The organism is Pseudomonas lactis (assembly GCF_001439845.1).
Classification (GTDB): Bacteria; Pseudomonadota; Gammaproteobacteria; order Pseudomonadales; family Pseudomonadaceae; genus Aquipseudomonas; species Aquipseudomonas lactis.
In genome coordinates this window covers 84,040-106,385 of record NZ_JYLO01000007.1, presented here as the reverse complement: position 1 = coordinate 106,385, position 22,346 = coordinate 84,040, and the positions used below count along the sequence as shown (strand labels likewise).

The following is a 22,346-nucleotide window of genomic DNA, read 5'->3' as shown; positions in this document are numbered from 1 at the left end:
TGAGCCCTTCGGGGCTCAATTGCGTTGTCAGGCAGTCAATACAGCCTTATCGCCGCACAATAGGAGAAAGTAGATGGATTTGAACGCTGAAATGGATCACCTGATCAAGACCTCCCAGTCTTGGCTCCCCATGATCATGGAATACGGCAGCCGGGTATTGCTGGCGTTGGTCACCCTGGCCATTGGCTGGTGGCTGATCAATGTTTTGACTCACCGCGTGGGCCGTCTGCTGGCCATGCGCAACGCTGACTTGGCACTGCAACACTTCATCACCAGCCTTGCGAACATCGCGCTCAAAGTCATGCTGGTGGTCAACGTGGCCTCGATGATTGGTGTGGCCACCACCTCGTTCGTTGCGGCAATCGGTGCCGCTACCCTGGCAATCGGCCTGGCCTTGCAAGGCAGCCTGGCGAACTTTGCCGGCGGCGTGCTGATCCTGTTGTTCCGCCCGTTCCGTATCGGTGACTGGATCGAAGCCCAGGGTACCTCGGGTACCGTCGACAGCATCCAGATCTTCCACACGGTGTTGCGCACCGGCGACAACAAGACGGTGATCATTCCCAACGGCAGCCTGTCCAACGGCCTGATCACCAACACCAACCGCCAGCCGACCCGCAAGGTCGTGTTTGATGTAGGTGTGGACTATGAGGCAGACCTGCAGAAAGCTCGTGAAGTGCTGCTGGCGCTGGCCGAAGACCCACGTGTACTGAAGGACCCTGCCGCCGTGGCGGTGGTGTCGACCTTGGGCGACAGTTCCATCACCGTCTCCCTGCGTTGCTGGACCAACACCCCGGATTATTGGGACGTGGTGTTTATGCTCAATGAACTGGCGCGTGACCGTTTGAAAGCGGCCGGGATTGATATTCCGTTTCCACAACGGGTTATTCGGGTGATGCAGGAAAGTGCAACGAAATAACTTGGCGTGACGCTATCAAACTTGGCCGAAAAGTCAGCTTTGACAAACTAGTTACTTAGCTTGCTAGTTGTTTTGTTGATTGAAATAAAACTGCAATAAAAAAGCCGCTCCCTGTTGAACAGAGGAGCGGCTTTTTGTTTGAGGCCGAAGCCTCAGGTCATCATTGTAATTAAACGGGTAATTACAAGATGTTCAGCGGGTAGTTGGCGATCAGACGCAGCTCATCGATCGACGGCGAACCGTAGTACACGCCATCACCGGAACGGTAAGTCGCTTGACGCAGACGCAAGCTCAGGTCTTTCGCCGGGCCGCTCTGGATCACGTACTTGGCTTCGATGTCACGTTCCCACTCTTTGCCGTTGCTGGTGGTGCCCGTGTTGGCGCCGCTACCGGTGACATAACGGGTCATGAAGCTCAGGCCCGGAATGCCGAAGGTCGCCATGTTGATGTCATAACGCGCCTGGTAGGACTTTTCGCCTTCGGCGTTAAAGTCAGAACGGGCGATGGAGTTGGCCAGGAACACTGTGCCGCCGCCGTCTACGCCGTAACCGTAGTCGCCGTCACCGGTGACTTTCTGGGCTGCCAGGGTGAAGGTGTGAGCGCCGATGGTGTACGCACCTTGCAAGCTGAATGCGCGGTTGTCGAGCTTGGTCACGCCATCTTTCTCTGCGCGTTGCAGGCCGGCGCCATCGCTCTTGGTGTCGTAGATGTTGAAGTCCAGCGCGAACGACTGATCATCGCTCAGGGCGTGGGTCCAATTCAGGTTGCTGTAGTACTTGCGGAAGTAATCTTCGGTTTTCGCGTAGTACAGGCTGCCGGTGACTTCTGGAGTGAAGGCATACACGCCACCGACGAAGTCGGTTTTGGTCAGGCCCAGGCTGTCGTGGTAGGTCTGGTTCTGCGCGACGCTGGAAGTGAAGTGACCGCCTTCAAGCTTCAGGCCCTTGATCTCGTTGCTGGTGATCGAGATGCCTTGTGGCAGCTCTGGCAGCAGGCGGCTGTCGTCGGAGGCAAACACTGGAGCTGTGGTGTATTGGTCGCCAACCTTCAGCACAGTGTTGGAGATGCGGAACTTGACCGCGCCGCCTCCTTTGGAATAGTCGTCTTGCGAACGACCGTCGGAACCAGTAGGGAACAGGCCGGTGCCGGCGCGGCCCTTGCCGCTGTCAAGCTTGAGGCCCATCAGGCCGATCACGTCTACACCGACACCAATGGTGCCTTGGGTGAAGCCCGATTCGTACAGGGCATTGAAGCCCAGGCCGGTTTCTTCAGCACGGCTCTTACGCTTGCCGTTGACGGTGCTGTAACCGCCGCCTGGCTCATTACGGAAGTCACGGCTGAAGTACAGCGCGCGAGTATTGATGCTGAAAGTGCTGTCTTCAACAAAACCCTTGGAATCGTCCTGGGCGGACGCCATTGCGAACTGCGAGGTGCCTGCTGAAACAGCCAGGGCGATCATGCTCCACTTCATCACGCGCATCGTGATTTGCTCCTTTGGTTTTAGGAAGAGTACTGCCGTCCCACCTGTATTTTTATCTGGGCGGCTCTTTCTTTTTGTGTCGGCGCAAAGTTAGCTCACGCAGACCCTATTGACGATACTTACTCAACTATCCTTTCAGCTTCTTTACGAGGCTGTCGTAAATCGCTAGATCCATGTCGCAAATTCACAGCCCAAAATGTATCCAGGCTGGCAACTTCAATGCTGCTTTCAGACTTCTTTCAAAGTTTGAACACTTCCCTGATACACATTGAAACGCCACTATTTTTATCGCGAAACACCTGTGTCCAAACGGGTGCCGTTGCCGACGATATGGGGGTGAATGCAACAAGCGTGCTCAAACCACTAACCGAATGTCATTTTTTCGTGAAAAGTGTGATGAACCTGTAAAAACCGCATAAGCACGGGGGTTTTACGCCATTTGGGTTGGGCTTGACGCCAGGGTGTTACCCCGGTTCGGTGGTACCTGAATCCTGTACCTGGGTAAAACGTTACCGGTTGACCCTTATCAGTGGGTAATCGGCGGATCCCTTTGAGGCACAGGTGGGTCATTTTGGTGCATTCCGTTGAGGCCCGGCCTAGCGTTGCTCTGCTGGGTTACTGCCTCTAAAGGGTGCATTCTTTTGCCCGGCTGCCTCAAGGCCGCCAGCATTGCCCGTGAAGCCTTGGGCATTCGAAGGTATGCTGGGCGCCTGTTACCGACCTGCCGAACGGAGTGCCCACGTGTTCGCCTTAGATCAACGCCTGCAACAAGATACCTTGGCCATTGGGGACTTCCCGCTCTGCCGCCTGCTGCTGTCCAATGACGCCAATTACCCCTGGTTCATTCTGGTGCCACGCATCGACGGTATCAGCGAAGTGTTTCAACTGGATGTCGCAGATCAACAAACCTTGTGGCAAGAAACGACAGCCCTGGCGCAGCTGCTTAACGAGGGGCTGGCGGCTGACAAGATGAACATCGGCGCGCTGGGTAACGTGGTCAGCCAGTTGCACGTGCACGTGATTGTGCGCAAGCGCGATGACGCCGCCTGGCCAGCCCCGGTGTGGGGCAAGCACCCGGCCCGGCCCTATACGCAAGAGCAATTGGCCGCGATTCGTACCCGACTGCGCGAGCTATTGCCTGCCGACTTCATCTTTACCCAGGACTGAGCCATGGACCTGCAAGAACGCGTCACCGACCTGGAAAGCCGCCTGGCCTTCCAGGACGACACCATTGAAACCCTCAATGACATCCTGGTTGCCCAGCAGCGGGCCGTCGAACGCTTGCAATTGCAGATGACTGCACTGCTCAAGCGCCAGGAAGAAATGGGCGGGCAGTTTGAGTCATCCGAAGAAGAAGCGCCTCCGCCCCACTATTGAATGCGCACGCAATAAAAAAACCGCGACCCAGCCAAGGCTGAATCGCGGTTTTTTTTTGCTGCGAAGGCTGGGGAATCAGCGACGCGGCAGGGCAGCGATGACGTCTTCGGCTTGCAGGCCCTTGTCACGGTTCATCACCGAGAACTCCACGCGCTGGCCTTCGACCAGGACGCGATGGCCTTCGCCACGAATGGCTCGGAAGTGGACGAAGATATCGTCGCCCGAGTCGCGGGAAATGAAGCCGAAGCCCTTGGAGGTGTTGAACCACTTGACGGTCCCGGTATCCCGGTTGGTCATGTCATAGTTTTGCGACGCGGCCGCTGGAGACGAGCGGTAGAAGCTGATGGCCAGGTGAAGAACGATGGCGACCACAGCAATCACCAGGCTGAGCAGGATGGCCGGATGGCCCCCAACTTCAGGCATGGGCGCCAGGAGGGTGAGGGTTTGTACGACAACAGTCAGCACTAGCAGCGCACTGACCAGGTTTTGCAGTTGATGACGCGTGCCTTTGTTCCAGTAAGGGATTACCGGTGCGAGCGTCAGGTTAAGAAGGCCGAACAAGGCCAGGTACAGGGCGTCGTGTTGTTCCAGATAGGGCAGGCTTTCAGGCTGCAGGCTCGGAATAAAGGACAGCAGCAACGCTGCAACGCCCGTTAGCAGGTGGACGATTTTCAACATTTTGGTTAACTCACGTTAAGACGGATCACAAGGAAGAGCTGACTGGCACGGTTCGCTTCTGAACAATGGGAGGCGTTGAGCACGTGCGCGGGTATCAGCCTATGTGACGTGCCGCAGGAATAAACGGCAGCCACACCGCGTCTATTTAACAGCAAAGGCTGTGCCTACTCAAATCAAGCATTTCGGGGTGTTGCCACGGCCACGGCATTTCTGCGTCAAACGCTTGTCCTAGACAGGTGCGGGATTTTTCATTGGCATGCCCAGACTCTTCCCACAGGTAAACAGGCTTGCCAAGTCAGATCCCGCAGGCGGTGCGGGGCGATTTGCCGCATGTCGCCCGGGTGTGCCGGGCTGCACATGACGCACTCTCTTGTTAGAGTGGAGCTGCACCTGATCAATGAATGCTCGTCAATTGAAGGGGAAACACATGGCAATCGATATTGGTATCAGTGAAGAAGACCGTAAATCCATCGTCGACGGACTTTCCCGCCTGCTTTCCGATACCTATGTTCTGTATCTGAAGACCCACAATTTCCATTGGAACGTCACAGGCCCCATGTTTCGTACGCTGCACCTGATGTTCGAGGAGCAGTACAACGAGCTGGCGCTGGCAGTGGACTCCATTGCCGAGCGTATCCGTGCCCTGGGCTTCCCGGCGCCGGGTGCCTATTCGATTTACGCCCGCCTGTCTTCCATCAAGGAAGAAGAGGGTGTGCCGAGCGCCGAAGAGATGATCAAGCAGTTGGTGGCCGGCCAGGAAGCGGTCACGCGTACCGCGCGAGGCATCTTCCCATTGCTCGACAAAGTCAGTGATGAGCCGACGGCAGACCTCTTGACCCAGCGTATGCAGGTTCACGAGAAAACCGCGTGGATGCTGCGCTCCCTGCTCGAAAACCAGTAACGGTTAAACCCAGGCGGCGCCTTTTGGGCGCTGCCTGCTGGTTTCCCTGCGCTTCCTGGCGTTGTCCTACGACTAACTACTCCCCGTCTTCTGGCTGCTCTGCGCTGGCTGCTGTTTTATAGGCCCATCGTCCAATGGGAGAAACCTGTTGGCTGCTGTTTGGCAATGGAGTGTCAGGTGTATGTCACGTGGAGTGGGTAAGGGAGTGATGGAAGCCTGTGGTTTTCACAAGATAAAAGTTGACCCTTTTTCGAAGGGGTTTGATATGGGACTGGCCAAGCCACTGTCCCGGTCGGTCAGGCTCAATGGGTTTTCTACCTGCCTGCGGCTTGAACAGATCTATTGGAACATCCTGACGGAAATCGCCAGGCTCAATACCTGTTCGGTCAGTGCGTTGTTGTCCTATGTCGATCGGGAAGTGCATTTGCGTTACGGAGGCGTAAAGAACTTCAGCGGGCTGGTGAGGGTGGTGTGCGTGGTCCATGTGCTCAAAGGCCGGGGCGCGCTCACGACGGGAGACACGCTCAAGCAGTAGTCCGGTGGTCGGCCCGTCATCCCGGCGGGCCGGGCCCTGGGCACAAAGCCGGCTGCGCTGTGTTGATTTACCAGATATAATCCCGCGCTTTGCTGCGCATGCCGGGCTTTATGCACAGGGCAGGGCGTGGCGCTGTAACGATCTGATCGCCGAGACATCTCCATGCCCATGTACGACTATCAATGCGCTTCCTGTGGTCATCAGTTGGAAGCCATTCAGAAGATCAGCGCCGCGCCGCTGGTCGATTGCCCTGCCTGCCAGGCACCTGAGTTGAAGAAGATGTTGTCCATGCCGGGCTTCCGCCTGAGCGGCAGCGGCTGGTACGAGACCGATTTCAAGACCGGCGCCAAGAAGAACCTGGCGGGCGGCGACAAAGCAGACTGAGTTGAACTCTACGCGCAGGCTCCTGCATTATCCGTCCCCTGCTTAACTGTACGGTGACGAGGCAGGCCTGCCACCGAATTTCGAATTACGAGAAGTGAAACCACGACCATGATGCGCAGCCACTATTGCGGCCAACTGAACGAGACCCTGGAAGGTCAGGAAATCACCCTTTGCGGATGGGTTCACCGTCGCCGCGACCACGGCGGGGTGATCTTCCTCGACATCCGTGACCGTGATGGTCTGGCCCAGGTGGTGTTCGACCCGGACCGCGCCGAGAGTTTCGCCGCCGCCGACCGCGTGCGCAGCGAGTACGTGGTGAAAATCACCGGCAAGGTACGCCTGCGTCCGGCCGGTGCTGTGAACAAGAACATGGCGTCCGGCGGCATCGAAGTGCTGGGCTACGAGCTGGAAGTGCTGAATGAGTCGGAAACCCCGCCGTTCCCACTTAACGAATACTCCGACGTAGGCGAAGAAACCCGCCTGCGCTACCGCTTCCTGGACCTGCGTCGTCCGGAAATGGCCGAGAAGCTGCGCCTGCGTTCGCGCATGACCACCAGCATCCGCCGCTTCCTCGACGAAAACGGCTTCCTGGACGTCGAAACGCCGATCCTCACCCGGGCCACCCCGGAAGGCGCGCGTGACTACCTGGTACCGAGCCGCACCCACGCCGGCAGCTTCTTCGCCCTGCCGCAATCGCCGCAGTTGTTCAAGCAACTGCTGATGGTGGCCGGCTTCGACCGTTACTACCAGATCGCCAAGTGCTTCCGTGACGAAGACCTGCGCGCTGACCGCCAGCCGGAATTCACCCAGATCGACATCGAGACCAGCTTCCTCGATGAAACAGAGATCATGGGCCTGACCGAGCAGATGATCCGCAACCTGTTCAAGGAAGTGCTGGGCCTGGAGTTCGGCGAATTCCCGCACATGACCTTCGAAGAAGCCATGCGCCGCTACGGTTCCGACAAGCCAGACCTGCGTAACCCGCTGGAACTGGTGGACGTGGCCGACCAGCTCAAGGACGTCGACTTCAAGGTGTTCAGCGGTCCGGCCAACGACCCGAAATGCCGTATCGCCGCCCTGCGCGTGCCTGGCGGCGCGAGCATGCCGCGCAAGCAGATCGACGACTACACCAAGTTCGTCGGCATCTACGGTGCCAAGGGCCTGGCGTACATCAAGGTCAACGAGCGCGCCAACGGTGTCGACGGCCTGCAATCGCCGATCGTGAAAAACATCCCTGAGGCCAACCTGAACGTGATCCTTGATCGCGTCGGTGCGGTTGACGGCGACATCGTGTTCTTCGGCGCCGACAAGGCCAAGATCGTCAGCGAAGCCCTGGGCGCGCTGCGTATCAAGCTGGGTCACGACCTGAACCTGCTGACCTGCGAATGGGCGCCGATGTGGGTTGTGGACTTCCCGATGTTCGAAGAGAACGACGACGGCAGCTTTAGCGCCTTGCACCACCCGTTCACCGCGCCGAAGTGCTCCCCGCAGGAGCTGGAAGCCAACCCGGCCGGCGCGCTGTCCCGTGCCTACGACATGGTGCTCAACGGTACTGAACTGGGTGGCGGCTCGATCCGTATCCACCGCAAAGAGATGCAACAAGCGGTCTTCCGCCTGCTGGGCATCAACGAAGCGGAACAGGAAGAGAAATTCGGCTTCCTGCTCGACGCCCTGAAATACGGCGCGCCGCCGCACGGTGGCCTGGCGTTCGGCCTGGACCGTCTGGTGATGCTGATGACCGGCGCCCAGTCGATCCGTGAAGTGATCGCCTTCCCGAAAACCCAGAGCGCTGCGGACGTCATGACCCAGGCGCCGGGTGTGGTGGATGCCAAGGCCTTGCGCGAGTTGCACATCCGCCTGCGCGAGACGCCGAAGGCTGAGTAAGGCTGCTGCGTGAAAGCGCGATAAAGTGGTAGGCAGTCAAAAAGGCGCATCTTCGGATGCGCCTTTGCGTTTAAAAGAGGGAAATCTCGCTTGGGGCGGGATTGATAAGGTTTCTAGAGAATTCGGAGTTGTGTTATGGCTGGCCATTCCAAGTGGGCGAACATCAAGCACCGCAAAGAGCGTCAGGATGCCAAGAAAGGCAAGATCTTCACCAAGTGGATTCGCGAACTGACTGTCGCGGCCCGCCAGGGTGGCGGTGATCCGGGCTCCAACCCGCGTCTGCGCCTCGCGCTGGACAAGGCGTTGGGCGCGAACATGAGCCGCGACATCATTGACCGCGCCGTGGCCCGTGGTGCCGGTGCGGCCGATACCGACGACATGGTCGAGCTGACCTACGAAGGCTATGGCCCGGGCGGCGTGGCGGTGATGGTCGAATGCATGACCGACAACCGCAACCGTACAGCGGCAGCCGTACGTCATGCGTTCAGCAAGTGCGGTGGTAATCTCGGCACGGATGGTTCGGTGGCCTACCTGTTCGAGCGCAAGGGGCAGATCACCTTCGCACCGGGCACAGATGAAGACGCGCTGATGGAAGCTGCGATGGAAGCGGATGCCGATGACGTCGTGACCAACGAAGACGGCTCCATCGACGTGTTTACCTCGTTCGCCAGCTTCTACGCCGTGCGTAACGCCCTGGAAGCTGCTGGTTTCAACGGCACCGACGCGGAAATCGTGATGCTGCCGACCACCAGTGCCGAACTGGACCTGGACGGTGCGCAAAAGGTGCTGAAGCTGCTGGACATGCTTGAAGACCTGGATGATGTGCAGAATGTGTATTCGAATGCCGACATTCCTGAGTCTGTGGCCGAACAGCTCACTTAAGAACGATGAATATCCACTGTGGGAGCTGGCTTGCCTGCGATAGCATCACCTCGATTTGACAGACGCACCGAGGTGCCCGCATCGCAGGCAAGCCAGCTCCCTCAGGGGTTCTATGCTGTTACACAAATGTGTGCCTGGCACATACCGTTGTAAATCCAACCCGCAGGCGTTATGACTTTAATCCTAGGTATCGACCCCGGTTCGCGCATCACCGGTTTTGGCGTGGTGCAGCAGACCCCGCGCGGCTGCGTGTACGTCGCCTCGGGTTGCATCCGCACCGGTGCCGGCGAGCTGGCCGAACGGCTGCAGATCGTTTATCGCGGCGTGCGTGAAGTCATCCAGACCTACGGCCCGGTCACCATGGGCATTGAAAAAGTGTTCATGGCCAAGAATGCCGACTCGGCGTTGAAGCTCGGCCAAGCCCGTGGCGCCGCCATCGTGGCGGGTGCCGAGGAGGGCATGGAAATCGCTGAATACACCGCGACCCAGGTCAAGCAGGCCGTGGTCGGCACCGGTGGCGCCAACAAGGAGCAGGTGCAGATGATGGTCATGCACATGCTCAAGCTCACTTCCAAGCCGCAGATCGACGCCTCGGACGCCCTGGCCATCGCCATTTGCCATGCCCATACCCGCTCCAGCCTGTTGCCTCACGGCTTGGGCACAGCACGTAGTCGTGGCGGGCGCCTGCGTCTCTGATAGCATCAGCGCAATCGTTATTTTTGCGGTCAGGCCTTGAACTGACCCCCAAGCTTTAAGGATCTGAACCGTGATTGGACGCTTGCGCGGCACCCTGGCTGAGAAACAGCCGCCGCACCTGATTCTGGATGTGAATGGGTTGGGTTATGAGCTGGAAGTGCCCATGACCACCTTGTATCGCCTGCCGTCCGTCGGCGAGCCGATAACCTTGCACACTCATTTAGTGGTGCGTGAAGACGCGCAACTGCTCTATGGTTTCATCGGCAAGCGCGACCGCGATTTCTTCCGCGAGCTGATTCGTCTCAATGGCGTGGGGCCCAAACTGGCCCTGGCCTTGATGTCGAGCCTGGAAGTGGATGAGTTGGTGCGTGCCGTGTCCGCCCAAGACACCTCGGCTCTGACCAAGGTGCCGGGGGTCGGCAAGAAAACCGCCGAGCGCTTGTTGGTGGAACTCAAAGACCGCTTCAAAGCCTGGGAAGTGGTGCCGAGCATGTTCGCCCTGGTACCGAACCAGCCGGATATGCCAGCGGCCCAAGTCGCCAGCGCGGAAAGCGATGCGGTCAATGCGCTGATCTCCCTGGGCTACAAGCCCCAGGAGGCCAGCAAGGCGGTATCGGCCATCAAGGACAAGAACCTGAGCGCTGAAGACATGATTCGCCGTGCCCTGAAGGGAATGATTTAAGTGATTGAAGCCGATCGTCTGATCGCGGCCACCGGCCCGCGTGACCGTGAAGAAGTCCAGGACCGGGCCATCCGCCCCCTGAGCCTGGCCGAATACATCGGCCAGCCTACCGTGCGCGAGCAGATGGAGCTGTTTATCCAGGCCGCGCGCGGGCGCAGTGAGTCCCTGGACCACACCCTGATCTTCGGCCCGCCGGGGTTGGGCAAGACCACCCTGGCCAATATCATCGCCCAGGAAATGGGCGTGTCGATCAAGTCCACCTCCGGCCCGGTGCTGGAGCGGCCGGGCGACCTGGCAGCGCTGCTGACCAATCTTGAACCCCATGACGTGCTGTTTATCGACGAAATCCATCGCTTGTCGCCGATTGTGGAGGAAGTGCTGTACCCGGCCATGGAAGACTTCCAGCTCGACATCATGATCGGCGAAGGCCCGGCGGCCCGTTCGATCAAGCTCGACCTGCCGCCGTTTACCCTGGTGGGCGCGACCACCCGCGCGGGCATGTTGACCAACCCGCTGCGAGACCGTTTCGGCATTGTTCAACGTCTAGAGTTCTATAGCACGGCCGATCTGGCGACCATTGTCAGCCGTTCGGCGAGTATCCTTGGCTTGCCTCTGGACCCGGAAGGCGCCTTTGAAATCGCCCGGCGCGCTCGTGGCACGCCGCGAATCGCCAACCGTCTGCTGCGCCGCGTGCGCGATTTTGCCGAGGTGCGTGCCAAGGGCCACATCACCAAGGCGGTGGCGGACCTGGCGTTGAACCTGTTGGATGTGGACGAGCATGGCTTCGATCACCAGGATCGACGCCTACTTTTGACCATGATCGAGAAATTCGACGGTGGCCCGGTCGGCGTGGACAGCCTGGCCGCGGCCATCAGTGAGGAGCGCCATACCATTGAGGATGTGCTGGAGCCGTACCTGATCCAGCAGGGCTACATCATGCGAACCCCGCGGGGCAGGGTGGTGACACGCCATGCTTACCTGCACTTTGGGCTAAACATTCCGTCACGATTGGGAGAGATGCCCGTGGTAGACGAATTCCTCGATGCGGTAGACGATTAAAAAGCTTACGCCGGACGATTTATCTGAGCTTTGTGCTGTCCCAGTGTCTGGCGTCGTCATTTGAGTCACTGCAAAAGCGTTCAGGAATGAAAAAACAGTTGCCCAGCCAATTGGCAACATGAGGAGTAAGCACTAGAGTATGCGCGCGCAAAACGGGGATCAGTCGTTCGCACATCGCTGTCGCGTTTATTACGAGGACACCGATGCCGGCGGCATCGTTTATTACGTCAATTACCTGAAATTCATGGAACGGGCTCGAACCGAGCGGCTGCGGGAGTTGGGTTTTGCCCAGTCCGAGCTTGTAGGCGAGGACCTGTTATTCGTCGTGCATTCCAGCGAGGCGCGTTACCACGCACCGGCGCGACTGGACGACGAATTGCTGGTCAGTGCCGAAGTCATCGAATTGAACCGTGCCAGCCTGCGTTTCAAACAGCAGGTCAGGCGGGCCACGGATGCAACGCTGCTCTGTGAAGGGCAGTTCCTGGTGGCGTGTGTGCGCACCAACAGCTTGAAACCTCGGGCCATTCCCGAAACTCTACGCGCGGCCTTTGCCGCCGTGAGCGGCGCGGGTCAACAATCAAAGCAGGAGATTTAGCGTGGAACCTACCGTCGTCGACCATTCCTCCATGTGGAGCCTGGTCAGCAATGCCAGTGTCGTGGTTCAACTGGTCATGCTGACCCTGGTAGCCGCATCGGTTACCTCTTGGGTCATGATTTTTCAGCGCAGCAACATGCTGCGTGCCGGTCGACGTGCCTTGGAGAGCTTTGAAGAGCGCTTCTGGTCGGGTATCGACCTGTCCAAGCTGTACCGCCAGGCCGGCAGCAACCCGGACCCGGACTCGGGCGTCGAGCAGATCTTCCGTGCCGGCTTCAAGGAATTCTCCCGTCTGCGCCAGCAGCCTGGTGTAGACCCGGAAGCGGTGATGGAAGGCGTGGCCCGTGCCATGCGCGTTGCCATCTCCCGCGAAGAAGAGAAACTTGAGCAGGGCCTGCCGTTCCTCGCCACCGTGGGTTCCGTGAGCCCATACATCGGCCTGTTCGGTACCGTATGGGGCATCATGAACTCCTTCCGCGGCCTGGCCCAGGCGCAGCAAGCCACACTGGCCACCGTGGCCCCGGGTATTGCCGAAGCCCTGATCGCCACCGCGATCGGCCTGTTCGCCGCTATCCCCGCAGTAATCGCCTACAACCGTTTTGCCGCCACCAGCGAAACCTTGATCGGCCGTTACTACACCTTCGCCGACGAGTTCCAGGCGATCCTGCACCGTAAAGTGCACACCAGCGAAGAATAAGCAGGTAATTCCCAATGGCTTTAATCGCTCGAGCTCGCAAAAAGCGCAAGCCGGTCGCCGAGATGAACGTAGTGCCCTACATCGACGTGATGCTGGTACTGCTGGTGATCTTCATGGTGACCGCGCCGATGCTCAACCAGGGCGTGAAGGTTGATCTGCCCAAGGTTTCCAGTGAAGCCTTGCCGCAGGACAACAACACTCAGGTCCTGACCATTTCGATCAAGGCTGACAAGACCTATTACTGGAACCTTGGCAGCGAAGTCGACACGCAAAAGCAGCAGGACAAGGCCCTGACCTTGCCTGCCATGACCGATGCGGTGACCAAGATCATTCGCTCCGGCAACGAAGGCGGCAAGCACACCCAGGTGTTTATCCGGGGTGACAAATCGGTCGACTACGGCTCCGTCATGGGCGCCATGGGCGGGCTGCAGAAGGCCGGCGTCGGTAACGTTGGCTTGATTACCGAGGCGCCCTGATGCAGCAACAGCGAGAGCCGTCCGCCTCGGAAAGCTACTTCTGGCCTGGCGTGTGGGCAATTGCCCTGCACGTCCTGGTGTTCGGCATGCTGTTCGTCAGCTTTGCCATGACCCCGGACCTGCCGCCAGCCAAGCCGATCGTGCAGGCGACCCTGTATCAGCTGAAATCGAAAAGTCAGGCCACCACCCAGACCAATCAGAAGATTGCGGGTGAGGCCCAGAAGTCGGCCGCGCGCCAGACTGAAGTCGAGCAGATGGAACAGAAGAAGGTCGAGCAGGAAGCGGTGAAGGCTGCTGCGGAACAAAAGAAAGAAGAGGCGGCTCAAAAGGCCGAGGAATCGAAAAAGGCTGACGAAGCCAAGAAGGCCGACGAGGCGAAAAAGGCTGATGAAGCCAAGAAAGCCGAGAAAGCTGCCGAAGCGAAAAAGGCCGAAGAGAAACAATTGGCTGATATAGCCAAGAAGAAATCGGAAGAAGAAGCCAAGAAGGCTGCCGAAGAAGAGGCCAAGAAAAAGGCCGCTGAAGAAGCCAAGAAAAAGATAGTCGAAGACGCGAAGAAGAAAGCCGCCGAAGACGCCAAGAAAAAAGCTGAAGCAGACGAGGCGAAGAAGAAAGTCGCCGACGAAGCGAAGAAGAAAGCTGCCGCCGACGCCTCCAAGAAAAAGGCCCAGGAAGCAGCACGCAAATCCGCCGAAGAGAAAAAGGCCCAGGCCCTGGCAGATTTGCTTTCCGACACGCCGCAGCGTCAGCAAGCCTTGGCCGATGAGCGTGGCGATGAAGTCGCGGGCAGTTTCGACGACCTGATTCGGGCGCGGGCAGCGGAAGGCTGGACACGTCCACCTTCGGCACGTAAAGGCATGACAGTAGTGCTGCAGATCGGCATGTTGCCGGACGGTACGGTGACTTCGGTCAGCGTGGCCAAGTCCAGTGGTGACGGTTCGTTCGACAGTTCGGCGGTTGCCGCGGTCAAGAATATTGGCCGGTTGACCGAGATGCAGGGAATGAAACCAAGTGACTTCGCTCCCTATCGTTCATTCAAGATGACATTCACACCTGAGGATCTAGCCTTGTGAGAAACCTTCTTCGAGGAATGCTTGTCGTTATTTGCTGTATGGCAGGGATAGCGGCGGCGGATGAAAAGAACATCCTGGTAACCAGCGGCAGTGATCGGGCCACCCCGATTGCAGTCGTGCCGTTCGGTTGGCAGGGCGGCAGCGTGCTGCCGGACGACATGGCCCAGATCGTCAGCGACGACCTGCGTAACTCCGGTTACTACGCGCCGATTCCAAAAGGCAACATGATCAGCCAGCCAACCCAGGCCAGCGAAGTCATCTTCCGTGACTGGAAGGCGGTCGGTGCCCAGTACCTGATGGTCGGCAGCATCACGCCGGCCGGCGGTCGCCTGCAGATCCAGTACACGTTGTTCAACGTGGCCACCGAGCAGCAGGTTCTGACCGGCAGCGTATCGGGTACCGCCGAGCAACTGCGCGACATGGCTCACTACATCTCGGACCAGTCGTTTGAAAAACTCACCGGTATCAAAGGGGCGTTCTCGACGCGCCTGCTGTATGTGACGGCTGAGCGTTTCTCTGTAGACAATACCCGCTACACCCTGCAGCGTTCGGACTACGACGGCGCACGTGCAGTGACCTTGCTGCAGTCCCGCGAGCCAATCCTGTCGCCTCGCTTTGCGCCAGACGGCAAGCGTATTGCCTACGTATCGTTCGAACAGCGTCGCCCGCGCATCTTTGTGCAGCACATCGATACTGGCCGTCGTGAGCAGATCACCAACTTCGAAGGCCTCAACGGTGCGCCAGCCTGGTCGCCGGATGGTTCGCGCCTGGCTTTCGTGCTGTCCAAGGACGGCAACCCGGATATCTACGTGATGAACATGGCCTCGCGTCAGCTCTCGCGTGTGACCAGCGGCCCGGGCATCAACACCGAACCGTTCTGGGGTAAGGATGGTTCGACCATCTACTTCACCTCCGACCGTGGCGGCAAGCCTCAGGTCTACAAGGCAAATGTGAACGGCGGCGGTGCGGAACGTGTGACCTTTATTGGTAACTACAACGCCAACCCCAAGCTTTCGGCCGATGAAAAGACGTTGGTGATGATTCACCGTCAGGATGGTTTCACTAATTTCCGGGTTGCGGCCCAGGATTTGCAGCGCGGAACCGTAAAAATCCTTACAGATACCAACCTTGATGAGTCAGCCACTGTTGCGCCCAACGGCACCATGGTAATCTACGCCACCCGCCAGCAGGGCCGGGGAGTCTTGATGCTCGTGTCCATCAATGGACGCGTAAGGCTCCCACTTCCTACCGCACAAGGCGAAGTCAGAGAACCATCCTGGTCCCCTTACCTGAACTGACGCGGCGCTACAAAAAGAAGTACTTAACACACTGGGGTTCATTAGGAGTTTCACGATGGAAATGCTGAAGTTTGGTAAGTTTGCTGCTCTGGCTCTGGCTCTGTCCGTAGCCGTTGGTTGCTCCTCTAAAGGCGGCGACAATGCCGGTGAAGGCGCAGCTGTTGATCCAAACGCTGGTTACGGCGCCAACACTGGTGCGGTCGACGGCTCCCTGAGCGAAGAAGCTGCTCTGCGCGCTATCACCACTTTCTACTTCGAATACGACAGTTCGGACCTGAAGCCAGAAGCCATGCGCGCTCTGGACGTTCACGCCAAGGACCTGAAAGCTAACGGCGCTCGCGTTGTTCTGGAAGGTAACACTGACGCCCGTGGTACTCGTGAGTACAACATGGCACTGGGCGAGCGTCGTGCGAAAGCCGTTCAGCGCTACCTGGTACTGCAAGGTGTTGCTCCAGGCCAACTGGAACTGGTTTCCTACGGTAAAGAGCGTCCAGTTGCAACTGGCAACGACGAACAGTCGTGGGCTCAGAACCGTCGCGTCGAACTGCGTAAGTAATTCGTCATGCGAACGTGCCGTCGTGCTCTAACTGTATTGGCTCTCAGCTTCGCACCGCTTGCGGTGTGGGCTGCGGTTCCTGTAACGGATAGCAACTCAGGCTATAACAATAGCGGGAGCAGTTATCCGCCAGCAGGTTATGGCACGAACGGCGCCTATGCGGGGGGAGCGGCTACGTCCGCTCCCTCGGCACAGGGCGAACTGTTCAACCAGCTGCAACGCATGCAGGATCAATTGGCCCAGCAACAAGGCGCCATTGAAGTTCTGCAAAATCAAGTGAACCAGCTGAAGCAAGAAGGCTTGGAGCGATACCAGGATCTTGATCGTCGTATTGGAGCCGGTGTTGCACCTGCCGCTACTCCTGATAATTCTTCTGCCGGTGGCGCACCCAGTGCCGCTGCCGGTGGCGCCGCAGCGGGGGCCGCTGCTGCCGCCCCTGCTGCCAGCAGCGAGCCGGGTGATCCAGCGAAGGAAAAACTGTATTACGATGCAGCCTTCGACCTGATCAAGGCCAAGGACTTCGATAAGGCCAGCCAGGCTTTTACCGCTTTCCTGCGCAAATACCCTAACAGCCAATACGCGGGCAATGCCCAGTACTGGTTGGGTGAGGTCAACCTGGCAAAGGGTGATTTGCAAGCGGCGGGCCAGGCTTTTGCCAAGGTCAGCCAGCTGTACCCCAAGCACGCCAAGGTTCCGGATTCGCTGTACAAACTCGCTGATGTAGAACGCCGCCTGGGTCATACCGACAAGGTCAAAGGCATTCTGCAGCAGGTGGTTGCCCAGTACCCGGGTACCTCCGCGGCGCAGTTGGCCCAGCGGGACCTGCAACGCTTGTAAGCCATGCAGCCCGTTTAGAAGAAACCCGCGCTTGTCGCGGGTTTTTTCGTTAGAATCCACGCCCTTTTATGAAACACGCTTCCTGGGGTTGACGCGTTGGCGCAATCCCTTGAAGTGCCTGACGGAGGCGGACAGCCTGTTTAGCTGTTACGCCCGTGGCGACTATGCAAGACACATTACGTATTACCGAAGTCTTTTACTCGTTGCAGGGTGAAACGCGCACTGCTGGCCTGCCCACTGTCTTTGTACGGTTGACCGGCTGCCCATTGCGCTGCCAATACTGTGACAGCGCCTACGCCTTCAGTGGCGGCACCGTGCGCACCCTCGACGACATCCTGGAACAGGTTGCCGGCTACCGGCCGCGCTACGTCTGCGTGACGGGCGGCGAGCCCTTGGCGCAACCCAACGCCATCCCTTTGCTCAAGCAACTGTGCGACGCCGGCTACGAGGTGTCACTGGAAACCAGCGGCGCCCTGGACATCTCTGCGGTCGATTCGCGCGTCAGCCGAGTGGTCGACCTCAAGACCCCGGATTCCAAGGAAGCCCACCGCAACCGCTACGAGAACATCGACTTGCTGACGGCCAACGATCAGGTCAAGTTCGTCATCTGTTCCCGTGACGATTATGACTGGGCCACCTCCAAGCTGATCCAGTATGGCCTGGAGCGGCGGGCGGGCGAGGTGCTGTTCTCACCCAGCCATCACGACCTGAACGCCCGGGAGCTGGCGGACTGGGTAGTGGCGGACAACCTGCCGGTGCGCCTGCAATTGCAGCTGCACAAGTACCTGTGGAACGACGAGCCAGGGCGCTGATCAGGCGGCTGCGATAGGCGTTCTACCCACCGAATTACCGTTCAAATGCGTTTTTTCTGATTTATTTAAAATAAGGTGTTGAATAATCCTTAGAAATCAGTATTATACGCGCCACCACACAGCGGGTCGTTAGCTCAGTTGGTAGAGCAGTTGGCTTTTAACCAATTGGTCGTAGGTTCGAATCCCACACGACCCACCATTTTTGGCGGTTTAGAAAATCCGGAAGGCCCACGCAAGTGAGGATTTCCGGGTTTTTTTTTGCCTGTTATTTGGCAAGTCCGAGTCGACGCTGAGTCAGCCCTTGCTCAGATTCCGTTGCAGTCCAAAATATTCCTTAACTCATAAGCGGGCCGGTACTGACCGAATAGTTCGGTCGTTCGTGTGGGTGCTCAATGCCTCGCTTCCCACAGCGTGATGGCCTTAACCCTGCCGGGTGAGGACCTGATTCGCGAGCGGCAAAACCGCCTGTTGGAAGATCAGCAGCGCCGCTTGCCCGGCAAGGGGCTGGGCCTTGTGCGCAAGAGCGAGTCGCTGCGTACCTGGATGCAATTGTTGTTGATCGTTGCCGTACCTTTCCGCCAGGACACCCACGAGGTGGTGCAAGCTCTGACCCGCAGCACGTTGGATGAGGCGGTGCAGCGGCGCTTGTTGTAGTCGTTCGTTTTATATCTGTAATCGCCATGGGTTTATGGCGATGTCTTCTGTCGTACATGGAGTTTTCAAATGAAGCAAAAACCGTTCAAGCAAAAACTGTTGGCCGTGGTGGTCGGTGCAATCAGCAGCCAGGCATTGGCCGTTGAAGTGGATCTGAGTCAAGGCAAAACCTCGTGGAAGGGTGAGACGTTTAACGAATCTCTGACCTTCACCGGGAGGCTGACTGAAGCGACCAATCAAACGCCCACCCCCGACTCTGGCACTACTGCGTTGATGGGTGTCAGTGTTTCCAATACCAGTATTCAAGGTTCGCTGATCAATCGTGCTGATATTGTGATGACCTCTGACGGACGTTCCATTCGGGCGTTTGCCGTGGACCCATTCGGTTTTGCAAACGACGGCTCAACCCCTAGTACGATTACGGGCGATCTGATTCAGGCCGGTAACATCACCATGAACAATGGCGGTTACGAAGGTTTTGAGATTGGTGATGCCGTGATTGGTGGCAGCGTAATCAACTCCGGCACCATTAAAACAACTCCCGTTGTATCGGGCACTTCTGCTTTTGGTGGCACGGTTGGCGGCGAGGGTATGTTCCTGCATAACACGCAAGTGGCAGGCGACGTTGCTAACACGGGCGTGATCGAGGTGGTCGGCGATGAAGTAGTGGCGCTGGCAGTGGATGGCCCGAGTGATTTCCCGATCAATATCGGCGGCAAAATCATCAACTCCGGGACTATCACTGCAACGGGCCAGCGCGCCTGGGGCATAGAAGTTGAAACCACCACGAGTCCACTGCGTATCGAAAACAGTGGCCTGCTGTCTGTGAACGGCGCAGATGCTTCCGGTATTGTTTTTTATGCAGGTACCGTCGACTCCATCCTCAACACCGGCACCCTCGAAGCCAAAGGTACAAACGCCAAAGCGATCGATCTCCTGGGCGCCACCTTCACCCAAAACAGCCCCACCGGCTCCCGCGGCATCATCAACCGCGGCACGATCATCGCCGATGGCACGGCCATCTCTGTCGACGCAGCTGAGCAAACCTCCACCTTCGAAATCAACCAACAAGCCGGTGAAATCCGCAGCAATTCCGGAATCGCTATCGACGCAGCCAACCGCGCCACCCTCAACTGGACCGGCGGCAAAATCGTCGGCGACGTGCTCAACGTCAGCGCGGTGAACATCGCCGGCCAGGCTGACTTTTCCGGCAGCCGCATCATCGCGCCGGTGTCGATCAACTCGGGCTCTCTGAACCTGTCGGCCCCGGGCACGGTGCTCACCGGTGACCTCAACGTCGCCAGCGGTGCAGGCATTGATATGCGCCTGGCCAACAGCGTAGTGCCGACCACGCCATACCTGACGGTCAACGGTGCGGCGAATTTCGCCCAGGCATCGAAAGTGACCTTGAGCGCCAACCCAGGCGATTTCACCCCCGTGCCGAGCGGCACCGAATACACCTTGCTGCAAGCCAGCAGTGTGCAGAACAACGGCCTGTCGGTTGCCAGCACTTCGTCGTTGCTGGACGTGCTCAGTTATTCGGCCGATGCGCAGACGGTCAAGGCCGTGGTGGGGTTGAAGAGCAATCAGCAAGTGCAAGAGGAACTGACCGGCGCGGGCGCCACTGAGCCGGTTGTCACTGTGGTCAACGAAGCAAAAAATGACGTGCTCGGGCAGTTGGCAACGGATGATCCGGTGTTCCAGGCCCTGGCCAATGCGGGCACGGCGCAGCAGTTGGCGCAGGTGGGCGAGCAACTCAAGCCGGACGTCAACCGTGGTGCGCTGGACGTGGCCTTGTCGGGCCAGACGGTGATCAATGGCGCGATCCTCAATCGCCTCTCGGGCCAGCGTGATAATCGCGAAGCCGTGGGTGTGTGGTTGCAAGGCTTGAGCAGCAACATGGATCAGGATGGACGCAGCGGCGACAACGGTTATTCGGCCAACAGCAGCGGCATGGCGGTGGGTGTGGATGGTCGGTTGAACGACAGCACCGCGGTGGGCGTGGCGTACAGCTACCTCAACTCCAACATCCATTCGGACCTGGGCACCAAGACCGACGTGCAGGGCCATGCGCTGTCGTTGTACGGCAACTGGTCGCTGCAGAACTGGTTTGTCGACGGCAGCCTGAGCTATGGCCATAACGACAATGACAGCAAGCGTCGTGTGGCGGGTACGACAGCCAAGGGTAGCTACGACAGCAATGTGTTGTCGGCCAGCGTACTGGGCGGCTACAGCTTCACGCTGTCGGATGCTGCCGTGATAGAACCGCGAGTCGCGGCGCGTTATTCCAACGTGCGCATGGACAGCTTTACCGAGAAGGGCTCTTCGGCGGCGCTGAGCACCGGCTCGCAACGCTATGAAGTGGGCGAGTTGGGCGCGGGTGTGCGCTTGGCCGGCAACTTCCCGTTGGCCACTGGCAGCCTGCAACCGGAAGCCACATTGATGGCCTACCACGACCTGATGGGTGACCGCGTGGCGCAAACCTCCAGCTTTGTGCTGGGCGGTTCGGCGTTTACCGTCACGGGCGCTTCGGTCGCACGTGACAGTTACGAAGCCAGCCTGGGCCTGAATTATCAGGTGTCGGCGCTGACCGTGGGCGCCAGCTATACCCGCCAGGCGCGTAGCGGGTTTGATGCTGATGGGGTGATGGTCAAGGCGCGTTACGCGTTTTAGGGTTAAGCCCGAACAGGGGCTCTTTGCGAGCCCCTGTTATCCCCAAAAGCAATAATCTTTTTTTCTTGAAATCTACTCGCCGATATTTTGGTTTTTTTAATTTTTACTCGACGTTTTTTCACAGTCCCCACCCTAATACGCAATTCCCCGCCCCCTTTCTTTGTTTAGTATTGGATCCAGTGGCCACTGAGACTCAATGGGTCACTCTGTTCAAAAAAGGAGACGCGACATGATGCCCAAGGATCCTTCCAACAGTGGCCGGCCTGACCTGCTCGCGGCTTGCTGAAATGAACGCGCATACCTCTTTGGCAGCCCTCGCCGGTAACTACGTGCACGGCGACATAGTGGCTGCTCATCGACATGACGAGGGCCAACTGGTCTATGCCATCAACGGTGTAATGCTGGTGTCGGTGCAGCAGGCAACCTGGGTGCTGCCTTCCGGGCACGCCCTATGGGTGCCCCCGGCGATGGAGCATCAGATCCGCATGACCGGCGAGGTGCGTATGCGCACTTTGCTGATCTCGCCGGGGGCGCACGGTCGGTTGGCGCAGGCGTGCGAGGTCATCAGGGTTTCACCCTTGCTGCGCGAGCTGATTGTGGCTGCGGGCGATGAGCCTGACAGCCAGCCGGCGTCGTTGCGTCATGTGCAGATTGTCGAGCTGATTTTCTCGGAGCTTGACCGCGCGCAGCGGGTACTGGCGCATGTGCCGATCCCGCATGAGCCGAGGCTCAAATCACTGTGTGCCGACTTTATCGACAACCCTTCCCAGGAATCGAAACTGGAGTGTTGGGCGGTGCAGCTCAATATGAGTTCACGCACCCTCGCTCGGCTGTTCCAGAAAGAACTGGGCATGAGTTACGGCGAATGGCGCAAGCGCACGCGGTTGCTGCTCAGCATGCAGCGGCTGGCCAGTGGCGCCTCCATTTTGGAGGTGGCTTTGGAGCACGGTTACCAAAGCCCTAGTGCATTTACCGCGATGTTCAAGCGCACCCTGGGTTACACCCCGAGTCACTGCCGCCTGGTCTGAATCACAGCGGTAGCCGTGACTGGCACTTTGGCGAGGGGCGACGAAGGTCCAATGTGGGAGCTGGCTTGCCTGCGAAAGCTTTAGTGCAGCAACAGATGCACCGACTGACACACCGCCTTCGCGGGCAAGCCCGCTCCCACATTTCTGAACGAGTTCGACGCGCGATTCAGAAG

The 22,346-nt window shown here is 58.5% G+C and carries 24 protein-coding genes and 1 tRNA gene; 23 read left to right on the top strand and 2 right to left on the bottom strand.

Annotated elements, in window-relative coordinates:
• Nucleotides 1-73 precede the first annotated feature (73 nt).
• Entirely contained in the window at nt 74-916 is an 843-nt protein-coding gene (locus tag TX24_RS13060) for a mechanosensitive ion channel family protein (RefSeq protein ID WP_057710477.1), read from the top strand.
• Nucleotides 917-1,097: 181 nt separating this feature from the next.
• Here the strand turns inward: TX24_RS13060 and TX24_RS13055 are convergent, their stop codons facing one another.
• Nucleotides 1,098-2,396 (bottom strand): OprD family porin, encoded by a 1,299-nt coding sequence (locus tag TX24_RS13055; protein ID WP_003193878.1) that lies wholly within the window; start codon nt 2,394-2,396, stop codon nt 1,098-1,100.
• Between the two features lie 741 nt (nt 2,397-3,137).
• Here TX24_RS13055 and TX24_RS13050 point away from each other — a divergent pair.
• Nucleotides 3,138-3,563, top strand: a complete 426-nt coding sequence (locus TX24_RS13050; protein ID WP_003193877.1) for an HIT domain-containing protein — start codon at nt 3,138-3,140, stop codon at nt 3,561-3,563.
• A 3-nt stretch (nt 3,564-3,566) separates the two neighbouring features.
• Nucleotides 3,567-3,773: a SlyX family protein gene (locus TX24_RS13045; RefSeq protein WP_003193876.1), complete on the top strand. Its 207-nt coding sequence runs from the start codon at nt 3,567-3,569 to the stop codon at nt 3,771-3,773.
• Between the two features lie 75 nt (nt 3,774-3,848).
• On the opposite strand, the gene TX24_RS32740 is transcribed toward TX24_RS13045, so the two are convergent.
• On the bottom strand, nt 3,849-4,451 hold the full coding sequence (locus TX24_RS32740) for a cold-shock protein (protein ID WP_003193875.1): 603 nt from the start codon (nt 4,449-4,451) through the stop codon (nt 3,849-3,851).
• 427 nt (nt 4,452-4,878) lie between these two features.
• Here TX24_RS32740 and TX24_RS13035 point away from each other — a divergent pair, with 427 nt between their 5' ends.
• The 20 genes from TX24_RS13035 (at nt 4,879) to TX24_RS12940 (ending at nt 22,173) form a co-directional block, all read left to right on the top strand.
• A complete protein-coding gene (locus tag TX24_RS13035) occupies nt 4,879-5,352 on the top strand; it encodes a Dps family protein (protein ID WP_003193874.1) in 474 nt (157 codons plus the stop codon).
• Nucleotides 5,353-5,533: 181 nt separating this feature from the next.
• Complete coding sequence (locus TX24_RS13030; protein ID WP_032900853.1) at nt 5,534-5,887, top strand: ribbon-helix-helix domain-containing protein; 354 nt, start codon at nt 5,534-5,536, stop codon at nt 5,885-5,887.
• A 162-nt stretch (nt 5,888-6,049) separates the two neighbouring features.
• Entirely contained in the window at nt 6,050-6,271 is a 222-nt protein-coding gene (locus TX24_RS13025; protein ID WP_003193872.1) for an FmdB family zinc ribbon protein, read from the top strand.
• A gap of 108 nt (nt 6,272-6,379) precedes the next feature.
• The gene (gene aspS / locus TX24_RS13020) at nt 6,380-8,155 is read left to right on the top strand and encodes an aspartate--tRNA ligase (protein WP_003193871.1); all 1,776 of its coding nucleotides are present in this window, start codon (nt 6,380-6,382) and stop codon (nt 8,153-8,155) included.
• Nucleotides 8,156-8,290: 135 nt separating this feature from the next.
• On the top strand, nt 8,291-9,037 hold the full coding sequence (locus TX24_RS13015; protein ID WP_003193870.1) for a YebC/PmpR family DNA-binding transcriptional regulator: 747 nt from the start codon (nt 8,291-8,293) through the stop codon (nt 9,035-9,037).
• A gap of 171 nt (nt 9,038-9,208) precedes the next feature.
• Entirely contained in the window at nt 9,209-9,733 is a 525-nt protein-coding gene (gene ruvC, locus TX24_RS13010) for a crossover junction endodeoxyribonuclease RuvC (protein WP_003193869.1), read from the top strand.
• 70 nt (nt 9,734-9,803) lie between these two features.
• Nucleotides 9,804-10,415 carry a Holliday junction branch migration protein RuvA gene (ruvA, locus tag TX24_RS13005; protein WP_003193868.1) on the top strand — a complete coding sequence of 204 codons (612 nt, stop codon included), beginning with the start codon at nt 9,804-9,806 and terminating at the stop codon, nt 10,413-10,415.
• On the top strand, nt 10,416-11,474 hold the full coding sequence (ruvB, locus tag TX24_RS13000) for a Holliday junction branch migration DNA helicase RuvB (protein WP_003193867.1): 1,059 nt from the start codon (nt 10,416-10,418) through the stop codon (nt 11,472-11,474). It abuts the gene before it with no gap.
• Nucleotides 11,475-11,613: 139 nt separating this feature from the next.
• Nucleotides 11,614-12,069, top strand: a complete 456-nt coding sequence (gene ybgC, locus TX24_RS12995; RefSeq protein WP_003193866.1) for a tol-pal system-associated acyl-CoA thioesterase — start codon at nt 11,614-11,616, stop codon at nt 12,067-12,069.
• 1 nt (nt 12,070) lies between these two features.
• Nucleotides 12,071-12,766 (top strand): protein TolQ, encoded by a 696-nt coding sequence (gene tolQ, locus TX24_RS12990; protein WP_003193865.1) that lies wholly within the window; start codon nt 12,071-12,073, stop codon nt 12,764-12,766.
• Between the two features lie 23 nt (nt 12,767-12,789).
• Complete coding sequence (gene tolR / locus TX24_RS12985) at nt 12,790-13,242, top strand: protein TolR (protein ID WP_161793227.1); 453 nt, start codon at nt 12,790-12,792, stop codon at nt 13,240-13,242.
• Nucleotides 13,242-14,315: a cell envelope integrity protein TolA gene (gene tolA / locus TX24_RS12980; protein WP_003193863.1), complete on the top strand. Its 1,074-nt coding sequence runs from the start codon at nt 13,242-13,244 to the stop codon at nt 14,313-14,315. Before tolR ends, tolA begins: the two co-directional genes overlap by 1 nt.
• A gap of 17 nt (nt 14,316-14,332) precedes the next feature.
• Nucleotides 14,333-15,613, top strand: coding sequence for a Tol-Pal system beta propeller repeat protein TolB (gene tolB, locus TX24_RS12975; protein ID WP_032874245.1), 1,281 nt, complete (start codon nt 14,333-14,335; stop codon nt 15,611-15,613).
• A 55-nt stretch (nt 15,614-15,668) separates the two neighbouring features.
• Nucleotides 15,669-16,169: a peptidoglycan-associated lipoprotein Pal gene (gene pal / locus TX24_RS12970; RefSeq protein ID WP_003193861.1), complete on the top strand. Its 501-nt coding sequence runs from the start codon at nt 15,669-15,671 to the stop codon at nt 16,167-16,169.
• A gap of 6 nt (nt 16,170-16,175) precedes the next feature.
• Nucleotides 16,176-17,006, top strand: coding sequence for a tol-pal system protein YbgF (gene ybgF / locus TX24_RS12965; protein ID WP_003193860.1), 831 nt, complete (start codon nt 16,176-16,178; stop codon nt 17,004-17,006).
• Nucleotides 17,007-17,170: 164 nt separating this feature from the next.
• Entirely contained in the window at nt 17,171-17,818 is a 648-nt protein-coding gene (gene queE, locus TX24_RS12960; RefSeq protein WP_003193859.1) for a 7-carboxy-7-deazaguanine synthase QueE, read from the top strand.
• Nucleotides 17,819-17,941: 123 nt separating this feature from the next.
• Nucleotides 17,942-18,017 (top strand) — tRNA-Lys (locus TX24_RS12955).
• 212 nt (nt 18,018-18,229) lie between these two features.
• A complete protein-coding gene (locus TX24_RS12950; RefSeq protein WP_167348423.1) occupies nt 18,230-18,472 on the top strand; it encodes a hypothetical protein in 243 nt (80 codons plus the stop codon).
• A 69-nt stretch (nt 18,473-18,541) separates the two neighbouring features.
• Nucleotides 18,542-21,145, top strand: coding sequence for an autotransporter family protein (locus TX24_RS12945; RefSeq protein ID WP_057710475.1), 2,604 nt, complete (start codon nt 18,542-18,544; stop codon nt 21,143-21,145).
• A 287-nt stretch (nt 21,146-21,432) separates the two neighbouring features.
• Nucleotides 21,433-22,173, top strand: coding sequence for an AraC family transcriptional regulator (locus TX24_RS12940; protein ID WP_057710560.1), 741 nt, complete (start codon nt 21,433-21,435; stop codon nt 22,171-22,173).
• Nucleotides 22,174-22,346: the final 173 nt, after the last annotated feature.

What these genes read in the sequence shown, in the direction of transcription:
- TX24_RS13060 (WP_057710477.1), top strand. Translation starts at nt 74, where the DNA reads ATGGATTTGAACGCTGAAATGGATCACCTGATCAAGACCTCCCAGTCT.
- TX24_RS13055 (WP_003193878.1), bottom strand. Translation starts at nt 2,396, where the DNA reads ATGCGCGTGATGAAGTGGAGCATGATCGCCCTGGCTGTTTCAGCAGGC.
- TX24_RS13045 (WP_003193876.1), top strand. Translation starts at nt 3,567, where the DNA reads ATGGACCTGCAAGAACGCGTCACCGACCTGGAAAGCCGCCTGGCCTTC.
- TX24_RS32740 (WP_003193875.1), bottom strand. Translation starts at nt 4,451, where the DNA reads ATGTTGAAAATCGTCCACCTGCTAACGGGCGTTGCAGCGTTGCTGCTG.
- TX24_RS13035 (WP_003193874.1), top strand. Translation starts at nt 4,879, where the DNA reads ATGGCAATCGATATTGGTATCAGTGAAGAAGACCGTAAATCCATCGTC.
- TX24_RS13030 (WP_032900853.1), top strand. Translation starts at nt 5,534, where the DNA reads ATGTCACGTGGAGTGGGTAAGGGAGTGATGGAAGCCTGTGGTTTTCAC.
- TX24_RS13025 (WP_003193872.1), top strand. Translation starts at nt 6,050, where the DNA reads ATGCCCATGTACGACTATCAATGCGCTTCCTGTGGTCATCAGTTGGAA.
- aspS (WP_003193871.1), top strand. Translation starts at nt 6,380, where the DNA reads ATGATGCGCAGCCACTATTGCGGCCAACTGAACGAGACCCTGGAAGGT.
- TX24_RS13015 (WP_003193870.1), top strand. Translation starts at nt 8,291, where the DNA reads ATGGCTGGCCATTCCAAGTGGGCGAACATCAAGCACCGCAAAGAGCGT.
- ruvC (WP_003193869.1), top strand. Translation starts at nt 9,209, where the DNA reads ATGACTTTAATCCTAGGTATCGACCCCGGTTCGCGCATCACCGGTTTT.
- ybgC (WP_003193866.1), top strand. Translation starts at nt 11,614, where the DNA reads ATGCGCGCGCAAAACGGGGATCAGTCGTTCGCACATCGCTGTCGCGTT.
- tolA (WP_003193863.1), top strand. Translation starts at nt 13,242, where the DNA reads ATGCAGCAACAGCGAGAGCCGTCCGCCTCGGAAAGCTACTTCTGGCCT.
- tolB (WP_032874245.1), top strand. Translation starts at nt 14,333, where the DNA reads ATGCTTGTCGTTATTTGCTGTATGGCAGGGATAGCGGCGGCGGATGAA.
- pal (WP_003193861.1), top strand. Translation starts at nt 15,669, where the DNA reads ATGGAAATGCTGAAGTTTGGTAAGTTTGCTGCTCTGGCTCTGGCTCTG.
- ybgF (WP_003193860.1), top strand. Translation starts at nt 16,176, where the DNA reads ATGCGAACGTGCCGTCGTGCTCTAACTGTATTGGCTCTCAGCTTCGCA.
- queE (WP_003193859.1), top strand. Translation starts at nt 17,171, where the DNA reads ATGCAAGACACATTACGTATTACCGAAGTCTTTTACTCGTTGCAGGGT.
- TX24_RS12945 (WP_057710475.1), top strand. Translation starts at nt 18,542, where the DNA reads ATGAAGCAAAAACCGTTCAAGCAAAAACTGTTGGCCGTGGTGGTCGGT.
- TX24_RS12940 (WP_057710560.1), top strand. Translation starts at nt 21,433, where the DNA reads ATGAACGCGCATACCTCTTTGGCAGCCCTCGCCGGTAACTACGTGCAC.